The organism is Streptomyces resistomycificus (assembly GCF_001514265.1).
GTDB lineage: Bacteria > Actinomycetota > Actinomycetes > Streptomycetales > Streptomycetaceae > Streptomyces > Streptomyces resistomycificus.
Genome location: NZ_KQ948991.1, coordinates 631,775 through 654,414, shown reverse-complemented (window position 1 = coordinate 654,414; position 22,640 = coordinate 631,775). Strand labels below are relative to the sequence as shown.

The 22,640-nt window shown below is 71.5% G+C and carries 23 protein-coding genes, 2 tRNA genes and 2 pseudogenes; 18 read left to right on the top strand and 9 right to left on the bottom strand.

The window, feature by feature from the left end; translation table 11 throughout:
* Positions 1 to 74: 74 nt before the first annotated feature.
* The 11 genes and pseudogenes from AQJ84_RS17435 (at position 75) to AQJ84_RS17390 (ending at position 6,654) form a co-directional block, all read left to right on the top strand.
* Positions 75 to 404, top strand: a complete 330-nt coding sequence (locus tag AQJ84_RS17435; RefSeq protein WP_030041847.1) for an SCO3933 family regulatory protein — start codon at positions 75 to 77, stop codon at positions 402 to 404.
* A gap of 2 nt (positions 405 to 406) precedes the next feature.
* Positions 407 to 1,750, top strand: coding sequence for an FtsK/SpoIIIE domain-containing protein (locus AQJ84_RS17430; protein WP_030041846.1), 1,344 nt, complete (start codon positions 407 to 409; stop codon positions 1,748 to 1,750).
* Positions 1,751 to 1,832: 82 nt separating this feature from the next.
* Entirely contained in the window at positions 1,833 to 2,000 is a 168-nt protein-coding gene (locus tag AQJ84_RS43500; protein WP_164873106.1) for a hypothetical protein, read from the top strand.
* Positions 2,001 to 2,074: 74 nt separating this feature from the next.
* Positions 2,075 to 2,710, top strand: a complete 636-nt coding sequence (locus AQJ84_RS17425) for a DUF2637 domain-containing protein (RefSeq protein ID WP_030041845.1) — start codon at positions 2,075 to 2,077, stop codon at positions 2,708 to 2,710.
* 19 nt (positions 2,711 to 2,729) lie between these two features.
* Positions 2,730 to 2,912 carry a mobile element transfer protein gene (locus AQJ84_RS17420; protein WP_030041844.1) on the top strand — a complete coding sequence of 61 codons (183 nt, stop codon included), beginning with the start codon at positions 2,730 to 2,732 and terminating at the stop codon, positions 2,910 to 2,912.
* Between the two features lie 16 nt (positions 2,913 to 2,928).
* Positions 2,929 to 3,309, top strand: a complete 381-nt coding sequence (locus AQJ84_RS17415; RefSeq protein WP_225877303.1) for a hypothetical protein — start codon at positions 2,929 to 2,931, stop codon at positions 3,307 to 3,309.
* 93 nt (positions 3,310 to 3,402) lie between these two features.
* The gene (locus AQJ84_RS17410) at positions 3,403 to 3,585 is read left to right on the top strand and encodes a hypothetical protein (protein WP_030041842.1); all 183 of its coding nucleotides are present in this window, start codon (positions 3,403 to 3,405) and stop codon (positions 3,583 to 3,585) included.
* 5 nt (positions 3,586 to 3,590) lie between these two features.
* A complete protein-coding gene (locus AQJ84_RS43495) occupies positions 3,591 to 3,761 on the top strand; it encodes a hypothetical protein (protein WP_164873105.1) in 171 nt (56 codons plus the stop codon).
* A pseudogene (locus tag AQJ84_RS17400) lies at positions 3,758 to 5,225 on the top strand (replication initiator). The gene AQJ84_RS43495 and the pseudogene AQJ84_RS17400 overlap by 4 nt, the downstream one beginning before the upstream one ends.
* Positions 5,222 to 5,431 (top strand): helix-turn-helix domain-containing protein, encoded by a 210-nt coding sequence (locus AQJ84_RS17395; RefSeq protein ID WP_030041839.1) that lies wholly within the window; start codon positions 5,222 to 5,224, stop codon positions 5,429 to 5,431. Before AQJ84_RS17400 ends, AQJ84_RS17395 begins: the two are co-directional and overlap by 4 nt.
* Positions 5,419 to 6,654, top strand: a complete 1,236-nt coding sequence (locus tag AQJ84_RS17390) for a site-specific integrase (RefSeq protein ID WP_030041838.1) — start codon at positions 5,419 to 5,421, stop codon at positions 6,652 to 6,654. The genes AQJ84_RS17395 and AQJ84_RS17390 overlap by 13 nt, the downstream gene beginning before the upstream one ends.
* 77 nt (positions 6,655 to 6,731) lie before the next feature.
* Here AQJ84_RS17390 and AQJ84_RS17385 read toward each other — a convergent pair.
* Both AQJ84_RS17385 and AQJ84_RS17380 read right to left on the bottom strand, forming a co-directional pair.
* Positions 6,732 to 6,804, bottom strand: a tRNA-Arg gene (locus tag AQJ84_RS17385).
* 218 nt (positions 6,805 to 7,022) lie between these two features.
* Positions 7,023 to 7,113 (bottom strand) — tRNA-Ser (locus AQJ84_RS17380).
* A 172-nt stretch (positions 7,114 to 7,285) separates the two neighbouring features.
* Here AQJ84_RS17380 and AQJ84_RS17375 point away from each other — a divergent pair.
* Complete coding sequence (locus tag AQJ84_RS17375; protein ID WP_037803329.1) at positions 7,286 to 7,792, top strand: SSI family serine proteinase inhibitor; 507 nt, start codon at positions 7,286 to 7,288, stop codon at positions 7,790 to 7,792.
* 323 nt (positions 7,793 to 8,115) lie between these two features.
* Positions 8,116 to 13,026 carry a hybrid sensor histidine kinase/response regulator gene (locus tag AQJ84_RS17370; RefSeq protein ID WP_079076136.1) on the top strand — a complete coding sequence of 1,637 codons (4,911 nt, stop codon included), beginning with the start codon at positions 8,116 to 8,118 and terminating at the stop codon, positions 13,024 to 13,026.
* A 49-nt stretch (positions 13,027 to 13,075) separates the two neighbouring features.
* Here AQJ84_RS17370 and AQJ84_RS17365 read toward each other — a convergent pair.
* A pseudogene (locus tag AQJ84_RS17365) lies at positions 13,076 to 13,381 on the bottom strand (TetR/AcrR family transcriptional regulator); the annotation flags it as partial.
* 2 nt (positions 13,382 to 13,383) lie between these two features.
* On the opposite strand from AQJ84_RS17365, the gene AQJ84_RS43490 reads away from it, so the two are divergent.
* Complete coding sequence (locus AQJ84_RS43490) at positions 13,384 to 13,524, top strand: hypothetical protein (RefSeq protein ID WP_263972040.1); 141 nt, start codon at positions 13,384 to 13,386, stop codon at positions 13,522 to 13,524.
* Positions 13,525 to 13,584: 60 nt separating this feature from the next.
* Here AQJ84_RS43490 and AQJ84_RS17360 read toward each other — a convergent pair whose 3' ends face one another.
* From AQJ84_RS17360 to AQJ84_RS17335, 6 genes are all read right to left on the bottom strand, one after another.
* Positions 13,585 to 15,243 carry a long-chain fatty acid--CoA ligase gene (locus AQJ84_RS17360; protein WP_030041832.1) on the bottom strand — a complete coding sequence of 553 codons (1,659 nt, stop codon included), beginning with the start codon at positions 15,241 to 15,243 and terminating at the stop codon, positions 13,585 to 13,587.
* A 412-nt stretch (positions 15,244 to 15,655) separates the two neighbouring features.
* Complete coding sequence (locus tag AQJ84_RS17355; protein ID WP_030041831.1) at positions 15,656 to 16,213, bottom strand: SigE family RNA polymerase sigma factor; 558 nt, start codon at positions 16,211 to 16,213, stop codon at positions 15,656 to 15,658.
* Between the two features lie 227 nt (positions 16,214 to 16,440).
* The gene (locus AQJ84_RS17350; protein WP_053193046.1) at positions 16,441 to 17,607 is read right to left on the bottom strand and encodes a lipid-transfer protein; all 1,167 of its coding nucleotides are present in this window, start codon (positions 17,605 to 17,607) and stop codon (positions 16,441 to 16,443) included.
* Positions 17,604 to 17,999, bottom strand: coding sequence for a MaoC family dehydratase (locus tag AQJ84_RS17345; RefSeq protein ID WP_030041830.1), 396 nt, complete (start codon positions 17,997 to 17,999; stop codon positions 17,604 to 17,606). The genes AQJ84_RS17350 and AQJ84_RS17345 overlap by 4 nt, the downstream gene beginning before the upstream one ends.
* The gene (locus AQJ84_RS17340; protein WP_037803327.1) at positions 17,996 to 18,895 is read right to left on the bottom strand and encodes a bifunctional MaoC family dehydratase N-terminal/OB-fold nucleic acid binding domain-containing protein; all 900 of its coding nucleotides are present in this window, start codon (positions 18,893 to 18,895) and stop codon (positions 17,996 to 17,998) included. The genes AQJ84_RS17345 and AQJ84_RS17340 overlap by 4 nt, the downstream gene beginning before the upstream one ends.
* A gap of 429 nt (positions 18,896 to 19,324) precedes the next feature.
* The gene (locus AQJ84_RS17335; protein WP_030041828.1) at positions 19,325 to 19,651 is read right to left on the bottom strand and encodes a hypothetical protein; all 327 of its coding nucleotides are present in this window, start codon (positions 19,649 to 19,651) and stop codon (positions 19,325 to 19,327) included.
* Positions 19,652 to 20,007: 356 nt separating this feature from the next.
* Here AQJ84_RS17335 and AQJ84_RS17330 point away from each other — a divergent pair, with 356 nt between their 5' ends.
* From AQJ84_RS17330 to AQJ84_RS17315, 4 genes are all read left to right on the top strand, one after another.
* Complete coding sequence (locus tag AQJ84_RS17330) at positions 20,008 to 20,874, top strand: bifunctional DNA primase/polymerase (protein WP_030041827.1); 867 nt, start codon at positions 20,008 to 20,010, stop codon at positions 20,872 to 20,874.
* A gap of 193 nt (positions 20,875 to 21,067) precedes the next feature.
* Positions 21,068 to 21,526 (top strand): hypothetical protein, encoded by a 459-nt coding sequence (locus tag AQJ84_RS17325; protein ID WP_030041826.1) that lies wholly within the window; start codon positions 21,068 to 21,070, stop codon positions 21,524 to 21,526.
* A 51-nt stretch (positions 21,527 to 21,577) separates the two neighbouring features.
* On the top strand, positions 21,578 to 22,099 hold the full coding sequence (locus AQJ84_RS17320) for a DinB family protein (RefSeq protein ID WP_030041825.1): 522 nt from the start codon (positions 21,578 to 21,580) through the stop codon (positions 22,097 to 22,099).
* Between the two features lie 22 nt (positions 22,100 to 22,121).
* The gene (locus tag AQJ84_RS17315) at positions 22,122 to 22,481 is read left to right on the top strand and encodes a hypothetical protein (RefSeq protein ID WP_128092303.1); all 360 of its coding nucleotides are present in this window, start codon (positions 22,122 to 22,124) and stop codon (positions 22,479 to 22,481) included.
* Positions 22,482 to 22,640: the final 159 nt, after the last annotated feature.

The following is a 22,640-nucleotide window of genomic DNA, read 5'->3' as shown; positions in this document are numbered from 1 at the left end:
TGGCTAGCCATGTTGCTTACGTTGGTCATGTAGCCAACTCGGCTAGCCATGTCAGTCACATAGCTGGAGGCAGCATGCCGACCTTCAAGATCGACCTTTCGTCCGCTGTGGTGTTCGTGGCGACCGCGCCCGAGCCGAAGATGGTCAACAAGAAGACGGGTGAGCGGGCCGTGGACCGGGAGACCAACGCGGGGCTGTCGACCGTGGGCCTGCTGGTCTCGGACGAGGGGGAGGGCAACCTCTACCAGGTGACCGTGCCGGAGACCGGTCTTCCCGAGGGGCTGATGCCGGGTATGCCGGTGCGGGTGGTCGGGCTCAAGGCGCGTGACTGGGAGAACGAGTTCAACGGCCAGAAGCGGCACGGGATCTCGTTCCGTGCGGTCGCGGTCACGGCGGCGGCCTGACCATGAACGACATCGCTACCTGGGTCGAGGTGGGCGGCGTCGCCGCTGGTGCTGGTGGGCTCGGTTACGCGAAGGTCCGCGCCCCGCGCGTGTACTGGTCGCTGGTCGGTCTGCCGGTCACCTGGGGCCGGTTCACCTGGACCTACCGGGACACGATGGAGGTGTGCGGGCTGACGGTTCAGCCGTCCGGCTTCCGCGCCTTCATGACCCGCAACCTGGCTCGCCGGGACGTGCGGCCGATAGCGCCGAAGGTCCGCCGAGTGTCCCCGACTTCAACCGGGCTGCGGGTGGTTCTGCGCCTTCCGGCCGGTCTGGAGCCTGCCGACCTCGCCGCTTCGTCCGAACGTCTTCGCCATGCCTGGGGAGTGCGCTCGGTGACGGTGGCGGAGACCAAGCCCGGTTACGTCGAGTTGCGGATGACCGGCTATGACGTCCTCCAGCGGGTCAGGATGCCGCGCACGGCGAAGCCGCGTGACCTGGTCGTCCCGGTCGCGTTGCGTGAGGACGGGTCGGTGTTCGAGCGGGACTACCGCAAGGTCCCGATGGCGCTGACGCTGGGTGCCAACCAATCGGGCAAGTCGATGTATCAGCGCAACCTGATCAAGGGGCTGGCTAGGCTGCCGGTCGGGCTGGTCGGGATCGACTGCAAGCGCGGTGTCGAGCATGGCCGCTACGCGCCCCGGCTGTCGGCGCTGGCGACCACGGCGGATATCGCCGGGCAGTTGATCGATGCGCTGGTCACGGAGATGGAGGACCGCTTCGACCTACTCTCCCTGTACGGGGTCTCGGACCTGTGGGAGCTACCTGCGGAGGTCCGGCCGGTGCCGCTGGTCGTCCTGATTGACGAGGTGGCGGAACTGTTCCTGGTGACCTCCAAGAAGGATGAGCCGGCCCGCGACCGTACCGTCATGCAACTGGTGCGCCTGGGGCAGATGGCCCGTGCGATCGGTATCTATCTGGAGGTGTGCGGCCAGCGCTTCGGCTCGGATCTCGGCAGGGGTGCCACCGCTCTGCGGGCTCAGCTCACCGGCCGTGTGGTGCACCGCGTCAACGACAAGCAGACCGCTGAAATGGGCCTGGGCGACATCGCTCCGGACGCCGTGATGGCGGTGACCGCGATCGCTCCGGACCGCCCGGGCGTCGCGGTGGCCGGTGACACCTCTGGCGGCTGGTCCCGGATCCGTACTCCTGAGACCACCCCGGACGAAGCGGCGGCCGTCTGCCGCGACTTCGCCCACCTGACCCCGGACCCGGCGTTCCTGGCCCCGTTCCGCCCGGTCGCCCGGGCCGTGCCGCCGATGCCCGCCGCACCACCTCTGATGCAGCCCCGGCCCGTCACGGACTAACACCCCCGCTTCCCGGTCGGCGTGACCGCCTCGCGCCAGGTCCCTACCCGAGCCATGCCGAAAACCAGTCAGGAGATCGCTCATGGCACGCAAGACCGCCAAGCCCACCACCGTGCAGTGCCCGCCCTGCAAAGGCACCGGTGAGGTCTCCCGCACCGTCCTCGTCGGCCGCAAACGCCGGGCTGTCGGCCAGCAGACCGGCCTGTGCCTGAACTGCCTGGGCGCCGGCGAGATCCCCGCCGACGACTGAAGCCCACCCGGGGCCGGGCGGCCGGACACCGTTCCCCGCCCCGCCCCCGATCCCCGCGAAGGAGGTGAAGACCCGTGATCCGCTCGATCCGCCTCGACGCCGTACTCGTCCAGGCCGTGATCGCCGGTGCGTTGTCCTTCGCCCACCTGCACGACCTCGCCGAAGCGGCCGGCCAATCGGGCTGGAAAGCCTGGGCCTACCCGATCTCCGTCGACCTGCTCCTGGTCGCCGTGTGGCGGAGGCTGCGCACCGACCGGTCCAAGCTGGCCTGGTTCTGGTTCCTGGTCGCCCTGGTCGCCTCGCTCGGCGCCAACATCGCCACCGCCGGACTCCTCGACCTCGACCACGTGCCCGCTTGGCTGCGGATCCTCGTGGCCGGCTGGCCCGCCCTCGCCTTCCTCGGCGGCACCCTGCTCGCCCACTCGCCCACCGACCACGCGCCGGCCGCTGATCCGGTGCCCCGTCCCGCACCCGTGGTCGACCGCCCCGAGATGCCCGAACCGGCACCGGAGATCACTACGCCGGACCCCGCCCCGGCCCTGCCCGAAGCGGCCCGTCCGCCGGTTCCTCCCGCGCTGGTCGATCACGCACGCAAGGTCGCCACCGAACACCGCGCACGCACCGGCACGGACATCGACACCGCCACCCTGCGCGCCCGCCTCGGCATCCCGGAAGACCTCGCCGGAGCGATCGTCGCCCAACTCGCCTGACAGACAAGGAGGTTCACCCATGCGCCCGAACCGCTTCTACGACGTGATCCGCATCGGCCCGGTCAAGGTCGCCACGTTCCACAACGGCCGTGGCCAGACCCGCCACACCGCCGCGTGCACCGCCCCGAACTGCGGGTTCTCCACCGAGCACCGCGACCGCTCGGCCGCCGAACTCGCCGCCCGCACCCACCGCTGCCCCTGAACCGGAGGGCTGAACCGTGCAGTTGCCCGAAGACCAGCTCCGCGCCGGTCACATCCCCGCTGAGACCTACCGACGGCTCCCGCCCGGCACCGACGTCCACAAGGTCGTGATCGTGCAGGAAGCCCCACGCTCCTACACCGGCCCGATCGTCCTCGCCCTGGTCATCGCCGCCGGATCGGTCGCGGTCCTGCTGGTGATCGCCTTCGTGGCCCAGGTCATCGCCGCCTCGGCCGTCGCGGTCCTCTCCGCCACGGGCGGGCTCGGCTACACGATCAACCGCACGTCGAAGAAGAAGCGGGAGTTATCCCGCGCGGGCACCCGCCGGCGCTCCCGCTCGCCGCGCAAGCACCACGTTCGCTCTCGGCCCGTCCGGTCCAAGAGCCGCTACCGCAAGTAGCACCCTCCGGGGCGGCCTCTCTCGCCAAAGATCCGCCGCCCCGGACGGCTCCACCACTTCCAGATCCATCGGACCCGAAAGGGAAGCCCCATCATGCCCCAGCACGCCCAGAGCACGCCCGTCTGTCGCGACTGCGACGGCTTCGCCACCGCCGCCATCACCACCGGCGCTCGCCACCAGGACGGCACCCGCGGCACCCTCCGCGTGACCTGCCCGACCTGCAAGGGCACCGGCCACGCCACGCCCGCCGCCTCCTTCATTCGAGTGGGGAGGTGACCGCCGTGGCGCTCCTGAACTGGCGTTCACCCGAGCACTACGACCACACCGGCGATCAGCCCTGCGTGATCTGCACCAAGCCCACCCCTCTGCGTTCCGACCGCGGCAAGCCCGTCCACGAGGTCTGCGCCGAGGACTGGATCGACCGTCACCCGCCGAAGGAGGACAACGCGTGACGGACACCGCCACCATGGCGGGCCTGGACCCGGCCACCCTCGCCGATGTGCTGAGGGTGGCAGGGTCCCCCGGCTTCGACCGCCTCAACGAACAACTCCGCCGCACCGGTGGCTGCACCGACCCCATCCACCTGCGCGGCGCCACCGTGACTCGCGACCGGGCCACCGGGCAGGTGCTGCACTCCTACGACACCGACCATGAGCCCGGCGGCCTGCTCCGGGTGGCTTGCGGCAACCGCCGTGCCTCGCGTTGCCCGGCCTGCGCCTGGACCTACGCGGGGGACACCTACCACCTCATCCGCGCGGGTCTGGTCGGCGATCCTGCCAAGGGGACCCCCGAGACCATCCGCGACCACCCCCGCGTGTTCGCCACCCTCACCGCCCCCTCGTTCGGCCCGGTCCACAACCGCCCCGGCAACCGGGCCTGCCGCTGCGGCACCCGCCACGGCGAAGACGCACCCGAACTCGGCACTCCCCTCGATCCCGAGTCCTACGACTACGCGGGCGCGGTGCTGTGGAACAACCACGCCTCCGAGCTGTGGCGCTACTTCACGATCTACCTCCGCCGCGAAATCGCGCGCCGCGCCGGCCTCACCCAAAAGGCTGCCCGGGAACAGTCCCGCGTCTCCTTCGGCAAGGTCGCCGAATACCAAAAGCGCGGGGCCGTGCACTTCCATGCCGTGATCCGCTTCGACGGCCCCGCGGGGCCCGACGACCCGCCCCCGGCCTGGAAAGCGCGGGGCCGTGCACTTCCATGCCGTGATCCGCTTCGACGGCCCCGCGGGGCCCGACGACCCGCCCCCGGCCTGGGCAACCCTCGACCTGCTCACCGACGCCATCGGTGCTGCCGCCGCTCGAGTCACGGTCGAAGTGGCACCGGCCGGAGACCAACCGGCCCGCACCCTTCGGTGGGGCACACAGCTCGACGTCCAGCCGATCGGCGCCTTCGGCCACGGCGAAGAGATCACCGAAGCGGCCGTGGCCTCCTACGTCGCCAAGTACGCCACCAAAGCAGCCGAGACCACCGGCACCGTCGACCGCCGCGTCGGCAACAAGGAAGCCCTCGTCCTGCTCGGCGTGCCCGACCACCCCCGCCGGCTCATCGAAGCGTGCCTGGACCTGCACCCGCTCTACCCGGAACGCAAGCTCCTGGACTGGGCCCACATGCTCGGCTTCCGAGGCCACTTCTCCACCAAGTCCCGCCGCTACTCCACCACCCTCGGCGCCCTGCGACAGGTCCGCGCCGACTACCGCGCCACCCAACAACGCCAAGCCCTCGGCCTGCCCGACCCCGACGACGAGGAGACCACCACGCTCACCCTCGCCCACTGGACCTACGCCGGCCACGGCCACACCCCCGGCGAATCCTGGCTCGCCGCCAACATCCGCCGAGACATCCAGCACAACCGCGAAACCGCACGCGAAGCCTTGCAAGACCAACTCGACTTGGAGGCAGCAGCATGACCACCACAGTGATCCAACGGAAGTGGTACACCACACGCGAGGTCGCTGAGATGCTCGGCTACGGCCTCTCCAAGACCAAGATGCTCGTTCTGACCGGTGAGATCCGGTCCATCAAGGACGGCCGTAACCGCCGCATCCTGCCTCGCTACGTGGACGAGTACGTCGAACGCCGTGCCCAGGAAGCCGAACAGGGGTGGTCGGCATGAGCGGCAAGCGCGGCAACGGCGAAGGCTCGATCTACCCGTACAAGAACGGCTACGCCGCCTATGTCTGGGTGACCAAGCCAGACGGCAAGCGGGCCCGGAAGTACGCCTACGGCAAGACGCGTGAAGAGGTCCACGAGAAGTGGCTCAACCTCCATGCCGAGGCGAAGAAGGGGCCGGTCGCCACTCGGCACCGGACGGTGGCCGCGTTCCTCACGTACTGGCTCGACTCGGTCGTGAAACCGAACCTGGCGCCTCTGACGTACGTCTCGTACGAAGGCTGCGTACGGCTCTACATCGCGCCTCACCTCGGCGCCAAGCGGCTGGATCGGCTCACGGTCCGGGACGTCCGTGAATGGCTGACCAAGCTGGCGACCATCTGCCAGTGCTGCGCTCAGGGCAAGGACGCCAAGCGGGCACCCGCTCGCCGGAAGTGCTGCGCCATCGGGGAGTGCTGCGAGACGTACCCGTCCCGCCGCGTGATCCAAGCCGCACGCGATGCTCTCCGAGCAGCTCTGACCCACGCGGTCACTGAGGAGGAGATCAGCAAGAACGTGGCCTCCCTCGTGAAGGTGCCGAAGCCTCGTCGCCGTCGGATCAAGCCGTGGTCCGTCGCCGAGGCCAGTCAGTTCCTCACCGATGCCGCCGCCAGGGATGACCACCTCGTCGCCGCCTGGGTCCTGGTGCTCTGCCTCGGCCTGCGCCGTGGTGAGGTCTTGGGCCTCACGTGGAAGTCCGTCGACTTCGAACGGGGAGAGCTGTACGTAGACCACCAGATCCAGCGCGCGGGGCGGGAGATCCTTCATCGTGAGACCAAGACCGAGGACTCCGACGACTTCCTTCCTCTGCCGGCACTCTGCCTCAAGGCGCTACGGATGCGCCGTGCTCAGCAGATCGGCGACCGGAAAGCCGCCGGGGAGCTCTGGCAGGGGAGCCATGATCTGATCTTCACGACGAAGTACGGCACGCCCATCGAACCGGGCAACATGACCCGCATGTTCGCCCTCCGGACTCGTCGCGCCGGACTCCGGGTCATCCCGCTTCGGAACACCCGGCACACATGCAGTTCGCTGTTGGTGGCGTTGAAGGTGCACCCGAAGGTGGCCCAGCGCATCCTCCGCCATTCGCAGATCGCCATGACGATGGAGGTCTACGCCGAAGCGAGCGAAGAAGAAGTGCGCGCCGCGATCGGCAAGCTGTCCGACGTCATGGGCGGTACCGGCTGACACGGTTGCTGTACTTCACTGCTGTACGGCACGACAAAGCCCCCTCCGGGATGATCCCGAGGGGGCTTTGACCTGTGTGCACTCGGCAGGATTCGAACCTGCAACCTTCTGATCCGTAGTCAGATGCTCTATCCGTTAAGCTACGAGTGCTTGTTCTGTTTTCTCGCCGCTCCCGGCCCTTTCGGCCCGCTCGCGGCGACAGGAAGAACATTACATGACTGCCGCCGCCATGTGAAATCCGTTAGCCGCACCCCTTGTGGCCTGGGAAAACGGCTCTTCGGGCCGGTTCTGCACGACTCCGAACGACTGTGCGCGGACGCTGAACGACGAAACCCCGGTCCTGGGGACCGGGGCTTCGTGATCAGGCGCGGAGGCGGAGGGATTTGAACCCTCGATGGGATGTAAGTCCCAAACCGCATTAGCAGTGCGGCGCCATAGACCGGACTAGGCGACGCCTCCAGCACAGCCGCCCGCGCGAGCGCGAGTGGTGCGTGCAGATGATGACACAGTCGAGCGCGGTGTCACCAATCGCCTCCCACGGTACTAGGCGGGCGGGCCGCAGGGCAAAGCGCATAAACGGAGGTGGCGGGGTGGCGCGCAACGTCCCGGGAGCCGGGGCGTTAGTCAGGACATGTCACAGGTCACCCGGCTCGGCCGACTCGCTCGGTTCGCCCCCCTCGTCATCGGCGTCGGCTCCGTCGTCTCCACCGTCTCCCTGTCCGCGGTGCCCGCCGCCGCCGCGCCCCTCCCCCTCCCCTCCCTCGCGCCACCACCCGTCCGTGACGAGGACCGGGTGACGGACGGCGACCACCTCACGGTCACCGTGCGGAACGCGGGCGGCGGTGCGGACGGCACGTACGAGGTGGACTGTCATCCCAGCGGGGGGAGTCATCCCGACGCCGACGGGGCGTGTGCCGTCGTCGACCGGAACACGCAGTGGGGGAAGGACGCCTTCGCTCCCGTGGCCGGGGACGGTGTCTGCACCATGCAGTACGGCGGGCCGGCCACCGCGCACGTCACCGGGACCTGGGCCGGGCGGCCCGTCGACGCACGCTTCGACCGGAGCAACGGCTGTGAGATCGGACGGTGGGACCGGCTCGTGCCGCTGCTGCCGGACGTGGGCGGAGCGCGGGCGTAGGGACTGCGGGGCCGCGCGAGCACGGGGCGGCGTCGGGCGCGGGCGGGGCTACGTCGTGCGCGGGACGGCACGATGCGTGCCGGGTGGGGCGGTCACCGTCGGTTCATGCCGGATGCCCTGACTCCGGAAACCGGGACCGCACGTCGACGCCTGGTCGCACGTGCGCTCACACGTTCTACGTCACTTCGTCGTGCGACCTCCCTCTCATCCGGCGTCGCGAGCGCAACCGCTGCCCTTAGACTCCCTCGCGTGACACGTCGCGGGGCGGTTGGCAAGATGGCCCGAGCGGTCGGCAAGGTGCGGTAACAGGGAGGAAGCGTCTCGTGAGCAGCAGGCCATCCCGAGGCGCTGCTCGCCTCGCAGCCATACTCGACGCGCTTCCCGACGCGTTGGTGCTGGTCAACGCCAATGGGACCGTCGTCAACGCCAACACGATCGCGCTCGAGGCCTTCGAGGCGCCCGGGACCGCTCTGGTGGGGCGCGGGCTGCTCGATCTGCTGCCGCAGTTCGACTCCAAACTGATCCCCGGGTCCATGCGCAGGCCCGACCACATGGACCCGCGCGGGCGGACCAAGCCGACCCGGATGGTCGCCCGGCGGACCGACGGGAGCGAGTTCCCGGTCGAGGTCAGCAGCGCGAATCTGGAGAACGGCCAGCAGGCCTACGACAGCTACAGCTACGGCGGCGACGAGCTGCTGATGCTCGTCGTACGGGACTTGACCGGGACCGTGGACACCGAGGCCGAGCTGGCCCGGTCGCAGCGGCAGACGGAGATGATCCTGCGGGCCGCGGCCGAGGGCGTCGTGGGGACGGACACCGACGGGCGGATCGTCCTCGTCAATCCGGCCGCCGCCCAGATACTGGGTTACCGGGCCAGCGACCTCGGCGGCCGCGAGCTGCACGACCTCATCCTGCACTCCCGTGCCGACGCCACGCCGTTCCCGTACGAGGAGTCCCCGCTCGCCGACACCCTGCGCTCCGGGCGCAAGCACCGGGTGCGCGGGCAGGTGCTGTGGTCGAAGAAGGGCGACAAGGTTCCGGTCGACCTGACCACCGCGCCCGTCCGGGACGGCGACCAGCTCGTCGGCGCCGTACTGACCTTCACCGACCGGCGGCCGTACGACGCGCTCGCCGAGGAGAAGGCCGCCGCCGACCAGCGGCACGAGGAGGAGCTCGAGCGGCTCGCCGAGGAGCACGCCTCGGAGCTGACCGCGCTGCGCCAGAAGCACGTGACGGAACTGGAGGAACTCCGGGAACAGCACGAGGAGGAGCTCGCCGCCGGCGAGGAGCGGTACGCCGCGCTCGGCGAGCGCGAGAAGGACCGCTACGAGGCCCTGGCCGGACGCCATGAGCAGCTCCTCACCCTCCTCGGCCGCTCGCTGCGCGGGCCCCTGGACGAACTGCGCCGCGAGCTGGCCGCGCTGGCCGCCGATGACGCCGGGCAGCTGTGGCCCGAGGCCAACCAGGTGCTGCATCACCTGTCGGCGGGCTACTCGCGGATCACGACCCTCATCGACAACGTCCTCGGGTACCAGCGGATCGACGCCGGCACCGAGGGCATCACGCGGACGAAGGTGATGCTCGACGCCGTCGTCGCGGCCGGCGTCGAAGGGGCCGTGGAGCTCATCGGGCCCGGCCGTGTGCAGTTCGCCGTGCACGCCCCGCCCATCGAGGCCGAGGTCGACCCGCAGCTGCTCGCCCGGGCTCTCGCCCACCTCGTCGCGGACGTCGCCGGCGTCGACGCCACCGGCAACTCACCCGTCTCCGCGGGCGGTTACATGGACAACACCGTCGTCGTCGCGGCGGCACAGCGCGGCGAGGGTGTACGGATCGAGGTGCGCGGGCCGTACGCCGGCGGTGATCCGGTGCACGAACCGATCGTGCGCGGGATCGTGCGCGCCCACGGTGGCGTGCTGCAGACGCACGAGGTGCCGGGCATGAGCGGCAGCGCGTACGTCCTCGAAGTGCCGCTCGGCGGTGGGGCGGGGGCCGTCGAGGCCCCGGGGCCGGCCGCGTTGGAGGCGGCTCCCCAGGAGGCCGCGCTGCCCGAGCAGTCCAACGCCGGCGGGCGTCGGCGCGCCCGGCGGGGCACCACGGACGCCTTCCTCGACGCCGAGGTGCCGGGCGACGCCGACGGCACCTCTCCCGAGGCGGAGGGGTCCGCTCCGACCGGCCGGCGCAGGCGCCGGGCCGCGGGTACTCCCGCGGCGGAGATCGCACCGGTTCCGGCCCAGGCCACGGGCGACGCCGGGAGTGTCTCCGGTGGCGGTACCGGGCGGCGGCGGGGACGGCCTGCCGAGGTCGCGGCCCCGGAGGGTGCGGCCGGCGACGGCGCGGCTGACGGGTCGGGGGCGCTCGGGAGCTCGGTCGAGGGTGTCGCCGAGGGGGCCGTCATGACGGCCGCCGAGCATGCTGCCGGGACCGCGGCCGTGGGGACCGGGCTGGGCGGGACCGTGCCGCCTCAGGGTGTTCCCGCGCCCGGTGGCCGGCGTGCCCGGCACGACGGAGGCGAACAGCACGCCTTGCCGGCGGCGCTGCCCGCGTTGGCCTCCGGCGATCCGGCTCAGGGTTCCGGGGTCGGCGCCCCGGCCTCTGGCGTCACAGATGTCACGGGCGCCGCGGGTGCGCCCGGTGTCGATGCCGGTGCCGCTGGTGCCGCTGGTGCTGCTGGTGCCGGAAACGGCGAGCAGCCGACCGGTCGGCGTCGGCGTGCGCTGGCCGCCGCGTCGGAGCGGGCCGCCGCGCAGGAGGCCGGGCCCCGTGCGGTATTCGCCCTTCCGCCCGCGGAGGCGGACCGGGCGTCCGAGGGCACTGTGGCGGCTGCGGGGGCTGCAGCGTCCCAGGGGGCTGTGGCGTCCCAGGGGGCTGTGGCGGCTGAGGGGGCTGTGGCGGCTGAGGCGTCGGGGCAGGTGCCGGGTCAGGTACCCGGGCAAGCTCCTGGTCAGGTGCCGGGGCAAGTTCCCGGTCAGGTGCCGGGGCAAGTTCCGGGGCAGGCCTCCGGTCAGGTGCCGGGTGCTCCGGTGGCCGGTGGGGTTCCCGGCCACGGTCAGGCTCCCGGGCCCGTTCAGGCTCCCGGGCACGCGCACGTTCCCGGGCAGCCCGCTCCCGGCGACGCGATCGTCGACGACGGTCGCCACGACGCCGTACCGCACAGCCAGGCCGAAGACCACACCCCGCCGCAGCCGCATCCCACCAGCGCGCCGACCGGACGTCGCCGTCGGGCCGTCGGACAGCGCGCGGAGGCGGAGCCGACGGGGGAGGCGACGGGGCAGCCCGGAGTAACCGCGGCACCCGCGGCACCCGCTCAGCAGATTCCGGCGCAGGGCGTGCCCGGGCAGCAGATCCCGGCCCAGGCGGCTCCGGTTCCGGCGGCCGCTCAGGGCGGCGCTGCCGCGCAGCCGGAGCAGCCCGGTCAGCCCGGTCAGCCGGGACACCCCGGTCAGCCCGGTCAGCAGCCCGGCGCCCCCGTCCCCCCGCAAAGCATGGCCCCGGGCATGCAACCCGCCCCCGCGCAGGTCGCCCCGACGGCGCCCACTCACCCCGCGCCGGGCACGCCCATGCCCGCCCAAGGTCAGCCCGCCCCCGGTGCGCCCGTCGCTCCCGGCCAGCCCCTGCCGGCCGAGGCACCCGCCGCTCAGGGCGTCCCTCAGCACGGAGTTCCCGCCCAGGCCGCCCCGGCCCAGGCCACCGCCCCCGGTTCTCCGGCCCAGGGCGGCCCGGCGCCCCAGCCATGGCCCGCCGCCGACGACAGCTCCGGCGCCGGCATGCCCGTACCGCCCGACGGAGCCGCCGCCCCCGCACCGGCCCCCGACCCGGCAGCCACCCAGAACCCGCAGGCCGCACCGGCGCCGCAGCCCCACCCGGGCACTCCCGCACCCGGCACCCCCCTCCCTCCCGAGGCGAACGGGGTCACGGGCGTCACGGGAGTCGCCGAGGGCACGGGTGCCGCCGGGTTCGCCGGCACCACCAGCACGACCGGCACCACCGGCGCCGGTGCGCACCCCCGTGTCGCACAGCCGTTGCCCGCCGAGTCCGCCGCCTCGGCGCCCGTGGACCCGAACTCCACGCAGGGGCGGGCGATCAGTGTCCGGACCCTGGGGCAGGGCGTGCCGTTCAGCCGGCAGGCGGCACAGGTGCAGCAGCCCGCCGCCGGGGGCGGACCGCTCCCCACGGCCACACCTCCGCCGAACCAGCCGAACGGCTCCGGCAGGCGCCGCAAGCTCGGTACGCGACCCGACCCCGGCCCCGCCTCGCCCGAGCAGACGGCACGTCCGCACCCGCAGGCCGAACAGGCCGCCGTAGCGGCCCAGCCGAACCCTCAGGCGCAGCCCCATCCGCAGCACTCGCTCGCCGGGCAGTCCCGGCTGGCGCAGATGACCGAGGGCACCGGACGGTCGTACGCCATAGGCGCGCCGGACGAGAACGCCGCCGAGGGGCCCGAGCCGCTGGACGGTCCCGGCGGGGCCGTCGAGGTCGCGGACCCGCCTCGGCCGCAGCCGATGGACGACGAACTGCCGCCGGAGCCGCTGGACAACCCGCGTCGGCTGCTGGTGTGGCCGGCGCCGGACGTGACCACGCAGCAGGCGCTCAGCGACCGCGGGTACCGGCCGGTCATCGTGCACTCGCGCGAGGAGGTCGACGCGCAGATCGCGGCCTTCCCCGCCGCGCTCTTCGTGGACCCGCTGACCGGGCCGATCACCCGGACCGCGTTGCAGTCGCTGCGGCAGGCGGCCGTCGCCGCCGAGGTTCCGGTGCTGGTGACGGCCGGGCTCGGGCAGGCGTCGCGGGAGGCGGCGTACGGCGCCGATCCCGCCGTACTGCTGAAGGCGCTCGCGCCGCGCGACACCGAGCAGCACCCGCCGCGCGTCCTGCTCATCGAGGAGCACGCGGAGATCGCGCTCGCGCTGACGGCGACGCTGGAACGGCGCGGGATGCAGGTGGCGCGGGCCGCCAGTGACGCGGACGCCGTGACGCTGGCCGGGCAGCTGCGGCCGAACCTGGTCGTGATGGACCTGATGCAGGTGCACAAGCGGCGGGCCGGCATCGTCGACTGGCTGCGCGCGAACGGCCAGCTCAACCGCACGCCGCTCGTCGTCTACACGGCCGCCGTCGACCAGGCGGACCTGCCGCGGCTGGCGTCCGGGGAGACCGTTCTCTTCCTCGCCGAGCGGTCCACCAGCGGCGAGGTGCAGAGCCGGATCGTCGACCTGCTGGCCCGGATCGGGACGAACTAGCCGACCCCTCGGGTCCGGGCCCCCTCACGAGGCTCGGACCCGCCGGGCTCTACCGGGCGATGAGCCGGCGCGCCGCTTCCTTGACGGACGCGCGCAGGCGGTCGTGGTCGGAGTCCTCGCCGCCGACCACGATGCGCCGCATCTGCGGGACCACGGTTGACCAGTTGGCCAGCGCGATGAGCAGGAAGAGGAGGTCGCGGGCGGGGATCGCGTCGGTGACGACGCCCCGGTCCTGGCCGTCCTGCAGTGCCGCGATCTTGTGCCGGTAGTGCTCCTGGCGTTCGCTCTCGTCGGGCAGCCGGGTGTCGCCGTACTCCATGCCCTCCCAGAAGAGCAGGCGCAGCACCTCGGGGTGGGGTGGTCGCGGGGTTCGCGGGCGGCGCCATCGCCTCGGCCCTGGCCGGCTCGGCGTTCACCCACTTCGGGTGGGGCGGGGTCTGCGCCGTGGCCGGGGTGTGGCTGGTGCTGGGGTGGAGCGCCACCGCGCTACGACGCTGAAGGGGGCGTACGCCGGACAGGCACCTCGGATGCCCTGTCCGGCGCCGCCGCCTGCGTCCGTCAGAGCCGGGTGACGTCCAGCTCGCCCTCCGCGTAGCGCCTGCGCAGCACCTTCTTGTCGAACTTGCCGACGCTCGTCTTCGGCACCGCCTCGACGATCGACCAGCGTTCCGGGAGCTGCCACTTGGCGATGTGGCCCTCGTCGGCGAGGAAGGTCCGCAGGGACTCGAAGTCGGCGGTGGACCCCTCCTTGAGGACGACCGTGGCCAGCGGGCGCTCCCCCCACTTCTCGTCCGGAACGGCGACGACGGCGGCCTCGGCGACGTCCGGGTGGGACATCAGCGCGTTCTCCAGCTCCACCGAGGAGATCCACTCGCCGCCGGACTTGATGACGTCCTTGGCGCGGTCGGTGAGGGTGAGGAAGCCGTCCGCGCTGATGGTGCCGACGTCACCGGTCTTCAGCCAGCCGTCCTCGCTGAACTTGTCGGCGGGGCGCAGCGGTTCGGCGCCCGGGCCGTTGTAGTAGGCGCCCGCGATCCAGGCGCCGCGCACCTCCAGCTCACCTGCCGACTCACCGTCCCAGGGCAGGCGTTCGCCACCGGGGCCGGTGAGACGGGCCTCGACGCCCGCCGGGAAACGGCCCTGGGTCAGGCGGTACGCGAACTCCTCCTCCGTGCCCACCGCGTGGGCCGGCGGCCGGGCGATGGTGCCGAGCGGAGACGTCTCCGTCATGCCCCAGGCGTGGCAGACCCGCATGCCCAGCTTGTCGAACGCCTGCATCAGGGAGGGCGGGCAGGCCGAGCCGCCGATGGTGACCTGGGTGAGGGCGGAGACGTCACGCGGCTTGGCGGTCAGCTCGGCGAGCAGGCCCTGCCAGATGGTGGGCACGGCGGCCGCGTGCGTCGGCCGGACGGTCTCGATCATCTCGGCGAGCGGGGCCGGCTGGAGGAAGCGGTCCGGCATCAGCATGTTCACGCCGGTCATGAAGGTCGCGTGCGGCAGGCCCCAGGCGTTGACGTGGAACTGCGGGACCACCACCAACGAGGTGTCCTGGTCCGTCAGGCCCATCGACTGCGCCATGTTGACCTGCATCGAGTGCAGGTAGATCGAACGGTGGCTGTACACCACGCCCTTGGGGTCGCCCGTGGTGCCGGAGGTGTAACACATCGCGGCCGCCTGGCGTTCGTCCAGCTCCGGCCAGTCGTAGGTGGTCGGCTTCCCGGCGATGAGCTCCTCGTACTCGTGCACCTGGACGCCGTCGGCGCCCGCCAGGAGCGAACGGTCCCCGGGGCCCGCCACCACCACGTGCTCGACCGTCTTCAGGTGCGGGAGCAGCGGGGCGAGCAGGGGCAGCAGCGAACCGTTGGCGATCACGACCCGGTCGGCCGCGTGGTTCACGATCCACACCAGCTGCTCGGGAGGCAGGCGGAGGTTGAGGGTGTGCAGGACCGCGCCCATGGAGGGGATCGCGAAGTACGCCTCGACATGCTCGGCGTTGTTCCAGGCAAGGGTGGCGACCCTGTCGTCACCCGTGACCCCGAGGTCCTCGCGCAGGGCGTGTGCCAGTTGTGCCGCTCGGTCCCCGATCTCGGCGAAGGAGCGCCGGTGCGGCTCGCCCTCACCGGTCCAGGTGATCACCTGCGATGTGCCGTGGATCGTCGACCCGTGGCTCAGGATCCTCGAGATCAGCAGCGGTACGTCCTGCATGGTGCTCAGCACGGCGGTCCTCCCGGGGCGACATTGCCTACGCGGTGGTAAGGGTTGCGCAAAGTCTGCTCACATACCACGTGGTATGTCACTAGGAAGGCGTGATCGATCAGGTCACGTTGCGTTCACGACGTGAAGGAGATAGGCGGTGTGTGCGGTGTGGTGTGAGGGGCGATGGGCAGGCGTAAGGCGGGGGCGGATGCGGATGCGGGGCGCGTGAGGATGCGCGAACGGACGCGTGGAAAGACGCGCGTGGGCCGCGTGAAGGGACGCGTGTGGGCCGCGTGAAGGGACGCGTGTGGGCCGCGTGAAGGGACGCGTGTGGGCCGCGTGAAGGGACGCGTGTGGGCCGCGTGGAGGGACGCGTGTGGAGCGGGTGGAGGGACGCGTGTGGGGCGGGTGAACGGAACAGCGGCAGGCCGCGTTACCTGACCAGGCCCAGCTCCGGGTCGTCCCGCAGCTTGCCGAGTGCCCGGGACACCGCCGACTTGACCGTGCCCACCGACACCCCGAGCACCTCGGCCGTCTGGACCTCGCTGAGGTCCTCGTAGTACCTGAGGACCACCATCGCCCGCTGCCGGGCCGGCAGCTTCATGATCGCCCGCCACATGGCGTCGTGCAGCGCCTGCTGCTCGGCCGGGTCGTCTCCGGCGGCCACGGGCTCCGGCTCGGGCAGCTCGTCGCACGCGAACTCGTCGACCTTGCGCTTGCGCCACTGCGAGGTCCGGGTGTTCAGCAGCGCGCGGCGCACATAGCCGTCCAGCGCGCGATGGTCCTCGATGCGCTCCCAGGCGACGTACGTCTTGGTCAGGGCGGTCTGCAGCAGGTCCTCCGCGTCGCACGGGTTCGCGGTCAGCGACCGGGCGGTACGCAGCAGCACCGGCTGGCGGGCCTTCACGTACGACGCGAACGAGGGGTACGGAAGGGTCTGCGTCGCCGGTGAGGCGGCCTTCGAAGCGCTGGTGCAGACGGGTGTGGTCATGGCTCCACGCTATGAGCGAGGGCGCGTCCGGCTCATCGGCCGCAGGTCCCGAAGGCAAGTCCCCCTCAGGTTGTAGGGGTGGGGCTGGCTGCACCTCCTGAAGGTGGACGAGCGGGCCGGAGATACTGCGGGATGACCCCTGGGGGGTGCGTGCCCGCCCTGGTGGTTCATCCGTCTCGGCGTAGATCGTCAGCGGGCGCGGCCGGCCGTGAGGAGGTCGCTCCCGCTCAACCGTCGGCCGCGAGGACCAGACCCGAGGTCGGTACCCCCGTGCCCGCCGTCACCAGGATCCGCTCGGCACCTGGTATCTGGTTCGCCGCTGTGCCGCGCAGCTGCCGTACTCCTTCCGCGATGCCGTTCATACCGTGCAGGTACGCCTCCCCCAGTTGTCCACCGTGGGTGTTGAGGGGGAGTTCGGCGCGGTGCACGAAGTCCGCCGCCTCTCCCCGTCCGCAGAACCCGAACTCCTCCAGCTGCATGAGCACGAACGGTGTGAAGTGGTCGTACAGGATGCCCACGTCGATGTCGGCGGGTGTGCATCCCGAGGTCCGCCACAGCTGCCGGGCCACCACGCCCATCTCCGGCAGGCCGGTCAGGTCGTCGCGGTAGAAGCTGGTCATCTGCTCCTGCGCCCGGCCCGCGCCCTGGGCGGCCGCCGAGACGACGGCGGACGGGTGGGGCAGGTCGCGGGCCCGCTCCACCGAGGTGACGACCAGCGCCTGACCTCCGTCGGTCTCCTGGCAGCAGTCCAGCAGCCGCAGCGGCTCGACGATCCAGCGTGAGGCCGCGTGGTCGGCGAGGGTGATGGGCCGACCGTGGAAGTACGCCGCCGGATTGGTCGCGGCGTATCCGCGGTCGACGACGGCCACGTGCCCGAAGGCCTCCGGGGTCAGGCCGTGGGTGTGCAGGTACCGCTGGGCCGCCATCGCCACCCAGGACGCCGGGGTGAGGAGTCCGAAGGGGAGGGCCCAGCCGAGCGCGACCCCCTCGGCCGACGGCTCCCGGTGCTGCACGCCCGAGCCGAATCTCCGCCCCGACCGCTCGTTGAAGGCGCGGTAGCAGACCACCACCTCGGCCACGCCCGCGGCGATGGCGAGCGCCGCCTGCTGGACGGTCGCGCAGGCCGCTCCGCCGCCGTAGTGGACGCGGGAGAAGAAGGACAGCTCCCCCATTCCGCAGGCCTGGGCCACGGTGATCTCCGGGCTGGTGTCCATGGTGAACGTGACCATGCCGTCCACGTCGGCCGGCCGCAGCCCGGCGTCGTCGAGTGCCGCCCGCACCGCCTCCGCGGCCAGCCCCAGCTCACTACGCCCCGAGTCCTTGGAGAACTCCGTCGCCCCGATGCCGACGATCGCCGCCCGGCCGCCGAGCGCGTCCCTGGTGCGTACGCTCATCCCGCCTCCCCGGCCGGGAGGGTGACCGTCACGGTTCCGGTCACGTGTCTGCCGATGGCGTTGGTGCCGACCACCCGCACGGTGGCGGTGTCGCCGGCCACCGCCTCGATCGCGCCGGTCAACACCATCGTGTCCCCGGGGTGGTTGGGGGCGCCGAGTCTGATGGCCACGCTGCGCAGTACGGCCCGCGGGCCGAAGTGGTCCGTGATGTACCTCCCCACCAGGCCGTTCGTCGTCAGGATGTTCATGAAGATGTCGGGGGAGCCCTTCTGCCGGGCGAGTTCGGCGTCGTGGTGGACGTCCTGGTAGTCACGCGAGGCGATGGCACCGGCGACGACGAGGGTGCGGGTGATCGGGATCTCCAGAGCCGGGAGCGCGTCACCGGGTTTCATACGGCCTCCCCTGCGGCACGGAAGACGGGCAGCACCAACTCGTCGCCGTACTCCTGGAACTCGAGGCGGACCGGCTGCCCGATGCGCACCTTGTCGTACGGCACGCCGACCACGTTGCTGATTATTCGGACGCCCTCCGCGAGTTCGATCAGCGCGACCGCGTACGGCGGGGAGAACGCGGGGAAGGGCGGGTGGTGCATGACGACGTACGAATAGACCGTGCCCTCACCGCTCGCCTCGACGGTGTCCCAGTCGGGGCCGCCGCAGGTGTTGCAGCCCGGCAGCCAGGGGTGGCGCGGGGTGCCGCAGCCGGTGCAACGCTGGATGAGCAGCCGGCCTTGCCGGACGCCCGCCCAGAAGCCCTCGTTGTCGCGGTTGACGACGGGACGGGGCAGCAGGGCCGTCTCGGGTGGGGCCCCCGCACGCCGGCGCGCGGGGGCGTACTTGAGGATGCGGAAGCGGTGGGTGCCGACGAGGCCGTCGCCCACACGGACTTCCATCCGGGTCGTCACGAAGTACCCCGTGCCGAGTTTGGTGGTCTTGCGCCCGGACACCGACTCGATCACCGCCTGGAAGCCGACCTCGTCGCCGGGCCGCAGCGCTCTCAGGTACTCCTGCTCGGAGTCGGTGGCGACCACCGAGGTGCAGCCCTCCTCGTCGAGCAGGGCGAGCAGTTCGTCGTATGCCTCCGCCCGCCCGGTGTGGCCCGAGAGGCCGCCCATGGTCCACACCTGGAGCATGGTGGGAGGGGCGACGGCATCCGAGCCCGCGTAGGCCGGGTTGGTGTCACCCATCGCCTCGCACCAGTGCCGGATCATGGGCGCGTTGACGGGATCCTTGCCCACACCGGCGACCGCACAGGGCCGCCCCTCGAAAGCCTTGAGCCGCTTCTCCATGCCTTCCTGGTCGTCGGGTTTCCCCGGGTTCTCCGAGGTCCCTGAGCTCTGGGGTTTCCCCTCGCCCTGAGGTTTCCCCTCGTCGTGCCGCTTCCCCGGTCCACCCGTGTCCTCCGGCTTCCCGGGTTCTCCCTGGCCGCCGTCGCTCACCTCCCGCTCAACTGCCACCATCGCCCCCTCGCTCATCCCGTGCCGCGTCGCGTTGACACTTCTGGTACACCGCTGCCGCCGGTCCGGTTCCCATCGAGCCCCGTCGTTTCCACGAAGATTTCTGACTGTCCGTCAGATGCGGCCGGGTGTCAAGGTCGGGGCCCCGCACGCGAAAACGCCTGTGCGGCGATGCCGTGGCACCGCCGCACAGGCGCGTCGCACCCCCGCACTGCACCCCCCCACACAGCCCCCCGGAGTCGAAGGCCGCAGGCCCTCAGATCACCACCACAGTGGGGTGAAGGTGACGGACGTGTTGCTGTTTCCCTGATTCACGGCGGTGAACGCGGAGCCGTTGACCTGCGCGGTGTTGCTCTGGTTCGAGGCCCCCGAGCCGACCGCCTGCTGCTGTGTGGTGGACGAGTTGCCGCTGTTGTCGCCGCCGACGCCGCTGCCGACGACGCCCGCGACGGCGTTGGTCACGGAAGCGCTCGATCCGTTGTCCGCGAACGCGCCGTTGTCCGCCGCCGCGACGCCGGTGAAGAGCGCGGCCGCGAGCGGGAGGGCGGAGACGGCGGCGATGACGCGGGCGGTACGGATGCTTGCCATGTTGTTCCTCCAGAACATGTACGCACCGGCTGCGGAGCCGGTCGTACGTGAAGTACGGCTTTCACCAGGGAAGTTGGCCGACCGCCCCGGTCTGGTGCTCGACGTCGCGAGACCAGAGTTGCCCACCGAAACCCCGGCGAACCACCCTGGAAGCCGCGATTCGCCCTCAAGCGTGGCGACTAGTCGATAAACCCTTTTCGCCACCTTCCTCACCAATCCAGGGCGGCTCCGGACATGCCCTCCCAGGCCCCGCACGAGATGAAGCGTTCCGCCACATTTCCAGCCATTCCGTCCGGCCCGGCGCGTCGCGATCGCACCCCCTTCCCTTTTTCGAACACACATACGAAAATGGACCCATGGCCACCACCGACCGGCAGGCCACGACGCTGGCCCTCGCACACGCCCTGTCAGCCGCCGAACGCGGACTGGCCGTCATCCCCCTGTCCCGGACGAAGCTCCCGGCCCTGCGCTCCCCCCACCACGACGCCCCAGCCACCCCGCCGTGCCACGGCGAGTGCGGACGCCTCGGCCACGGGGTCTACGACGCCACCACCGACCCGGCACGCATCCGCGAACTGTTCGCCGCCGCCCCCTGGGCGACCGGCTACGGCATCGCCTGCGGCCTGCCGCCCCACCACCTGATCGGCGTGGATCTCGACACCAAGTCCGGCACGGACTCCTCGGCCGCCCTGCGCGAGCTGGCCCTGCGCCACCTCTTCACGATCCCCGACACGGTCGTCGTGCTGACCCCCAGCGGCGGCCGCCACCTGTGGCTGTGCGGGCCGCCCGACGTCGTCGTGCCCAACTCGGCCGGGCGCCTCGCCCCCGGCATCGACATCCGGGGCGCCGGCGGCTACCTCGTCGGCCCCGGTTCCCGCACCGACCACGGTGCGTACGCCACCGCCCCCGGCACCGCCCACTTCGCCCCGGGAGCCTGCCCACCCGCGCTGCTGCGCCTCCTGCTCCCACCGCCCCGCACCCACCACCCCACGCCCCCGTCGACCGGTGGTCACGGCCAGGGCCTCGTCCAGTTCGTCCTCGCCGCCCACGAGGGCCAGCGCAACACCCGCCTGTTCTGGGCGGCCTGCCGCGCGTACGAGGACGGCATCGGCCCCGCCCTGGTCGACCCGCTGGTCGACGCGGCTCTCCACACCGGGCTCAGCGAACGCGAAGCCCGCGCCACGATCGCGTCGGCGGCGCGGCTGACCGGGCACCAGCCGTAACGGAAACGCCAGGACACGAGCCGAGCCACGGCGAACGACGGAGAGGGCGTCGGCCGCACCGGACGAAACGGCCTCGCCCAGGGCGCGTCGCGCAGGACCCCTCACACAGGCCCCGATGAACAGGGCAGCACCAGACAGAGCCGCACCAGACAGGGCCGCACCGATCAGGGAGCCCGAAATTCACGGGAGCACCATGCACCACCGCCCTAGAGTGCCGACCATGTCCCTGGCTCGCGTGACCCTTTCCTCCGGCCGCTCGCTCGACCTCTCCGAGCTGCGGCTGTCCTCGACGTACGGCGGGATGCTGGAGGGGTACCCGTGCAAGCCGGTCAACGAGATGAAGATCAGGAGCCTTCTGCTGGCCGCCGAGCGCACCTCCCCCGCCACCCCGGTACACCTCGTCCCGCCTCCGCGGGAGTACCCCGACCAGTACGCCGGGGGATTCGGGCCGGTGGAGGTGTTGCCGGCCGTGGCGTGCGTCGGTTCCTTCAGCTCCACGGCACTGGACCCGGCCCACGACCCGGTCCTGTACCGCTCGGCCCTTACGGTCATCTGGTTCCAGTCCACGACACAGGTGCCGTCCGGTGGTGACGCGGAGCCCGCGCTGCGGGACGTCGCGTGGGAGCAACTGGCCCGGGATCACGAGCTGTAGTCCCCGGAAATCCCGTTTCTGGGACGGTCACCGGTGTGCCAGGGTCGGCCGGTGACCGTTTCGCAATCCGACCTGCTGCGCCGTCAGTTCGACCTGACCTGGGCGCTGTTCGAATACCACCTCGACCGGCTCGAGCCCGAGGACTTCCTGTGGGAACCGGTGTCCCACTGCTGGACGGTGCGCCGCACCGCCGACGGCACCTGGGCACCGGACTGGGCGGAGACCGAGCCCGACCCGGTCCCGGTGCCGACCGTCGGCTGGCTGAGTTGGCACATCGGCTGGTGGTGGAGCGTCACCCTCGACCACGTGGAGGCCCGTACGCCCCGCGACCGTACGGACGTCACCTGGCCCGGCCCCGGAAAACCCACCGTCGACTGGCTCCGCGACCTCCGCACCGCCTGGCTGACCGCCCTCGCCCGCCTCACCGACCCCGACCTGGCCGCCCCGGCCCCCTCCCCCTGGCAGAACGACCCCGAACACACCATCGCCGACATGATCGCCTGGGCGAACGCCGAGCTGATGAAGAACGTGGCGGAGATCGGGCAGTTGCGGTTGCTGCGGGCGGCGTCCTAGCCGGAGCGTCACGTCACACGCTATGGAGGAAAGAGTGGAGCGGATCGCCGAGGACCAGGTCGCACGACTGGTGCGTTTCGTGCTCGCACGGATCCCCGACCCCGCCTCACTCCAAGGCGAGGCCCGCCGCACAGCCACAGCCCTGCAGCTGGCCGCGACCAAACAGATCGCGGCGGTGCGCTACCACCGGGCCTCACCGCCCCGGCCCGCGGCGGCGACCGAGCTGCACGCGAGCGCCTCGTGGAACCTGCTGGTCGCCTTCGCCCACGTCTGGCACGACCACCCGGAGTTCCCCGCCGACGCCGCCATCGAGACTTTCGAATTCGAATCCGAGTCGCCCCTCTCGACGACGACAGACCACGACCCGCCGCGTGAGCGATAGACGGTGAGGGCGCTCGTGGCGCCGGATATGCCTGGCAGAAAACTGCCGGTGGGGCGGCTGAGAATATTGGGACCCCAAATATCGAACACCTGTCGAAACTAACGGTAGCGTCGGTTAAAAGTAGGCTCGAACCCGGAGCGGCCCGTCTAACTTCCTGCC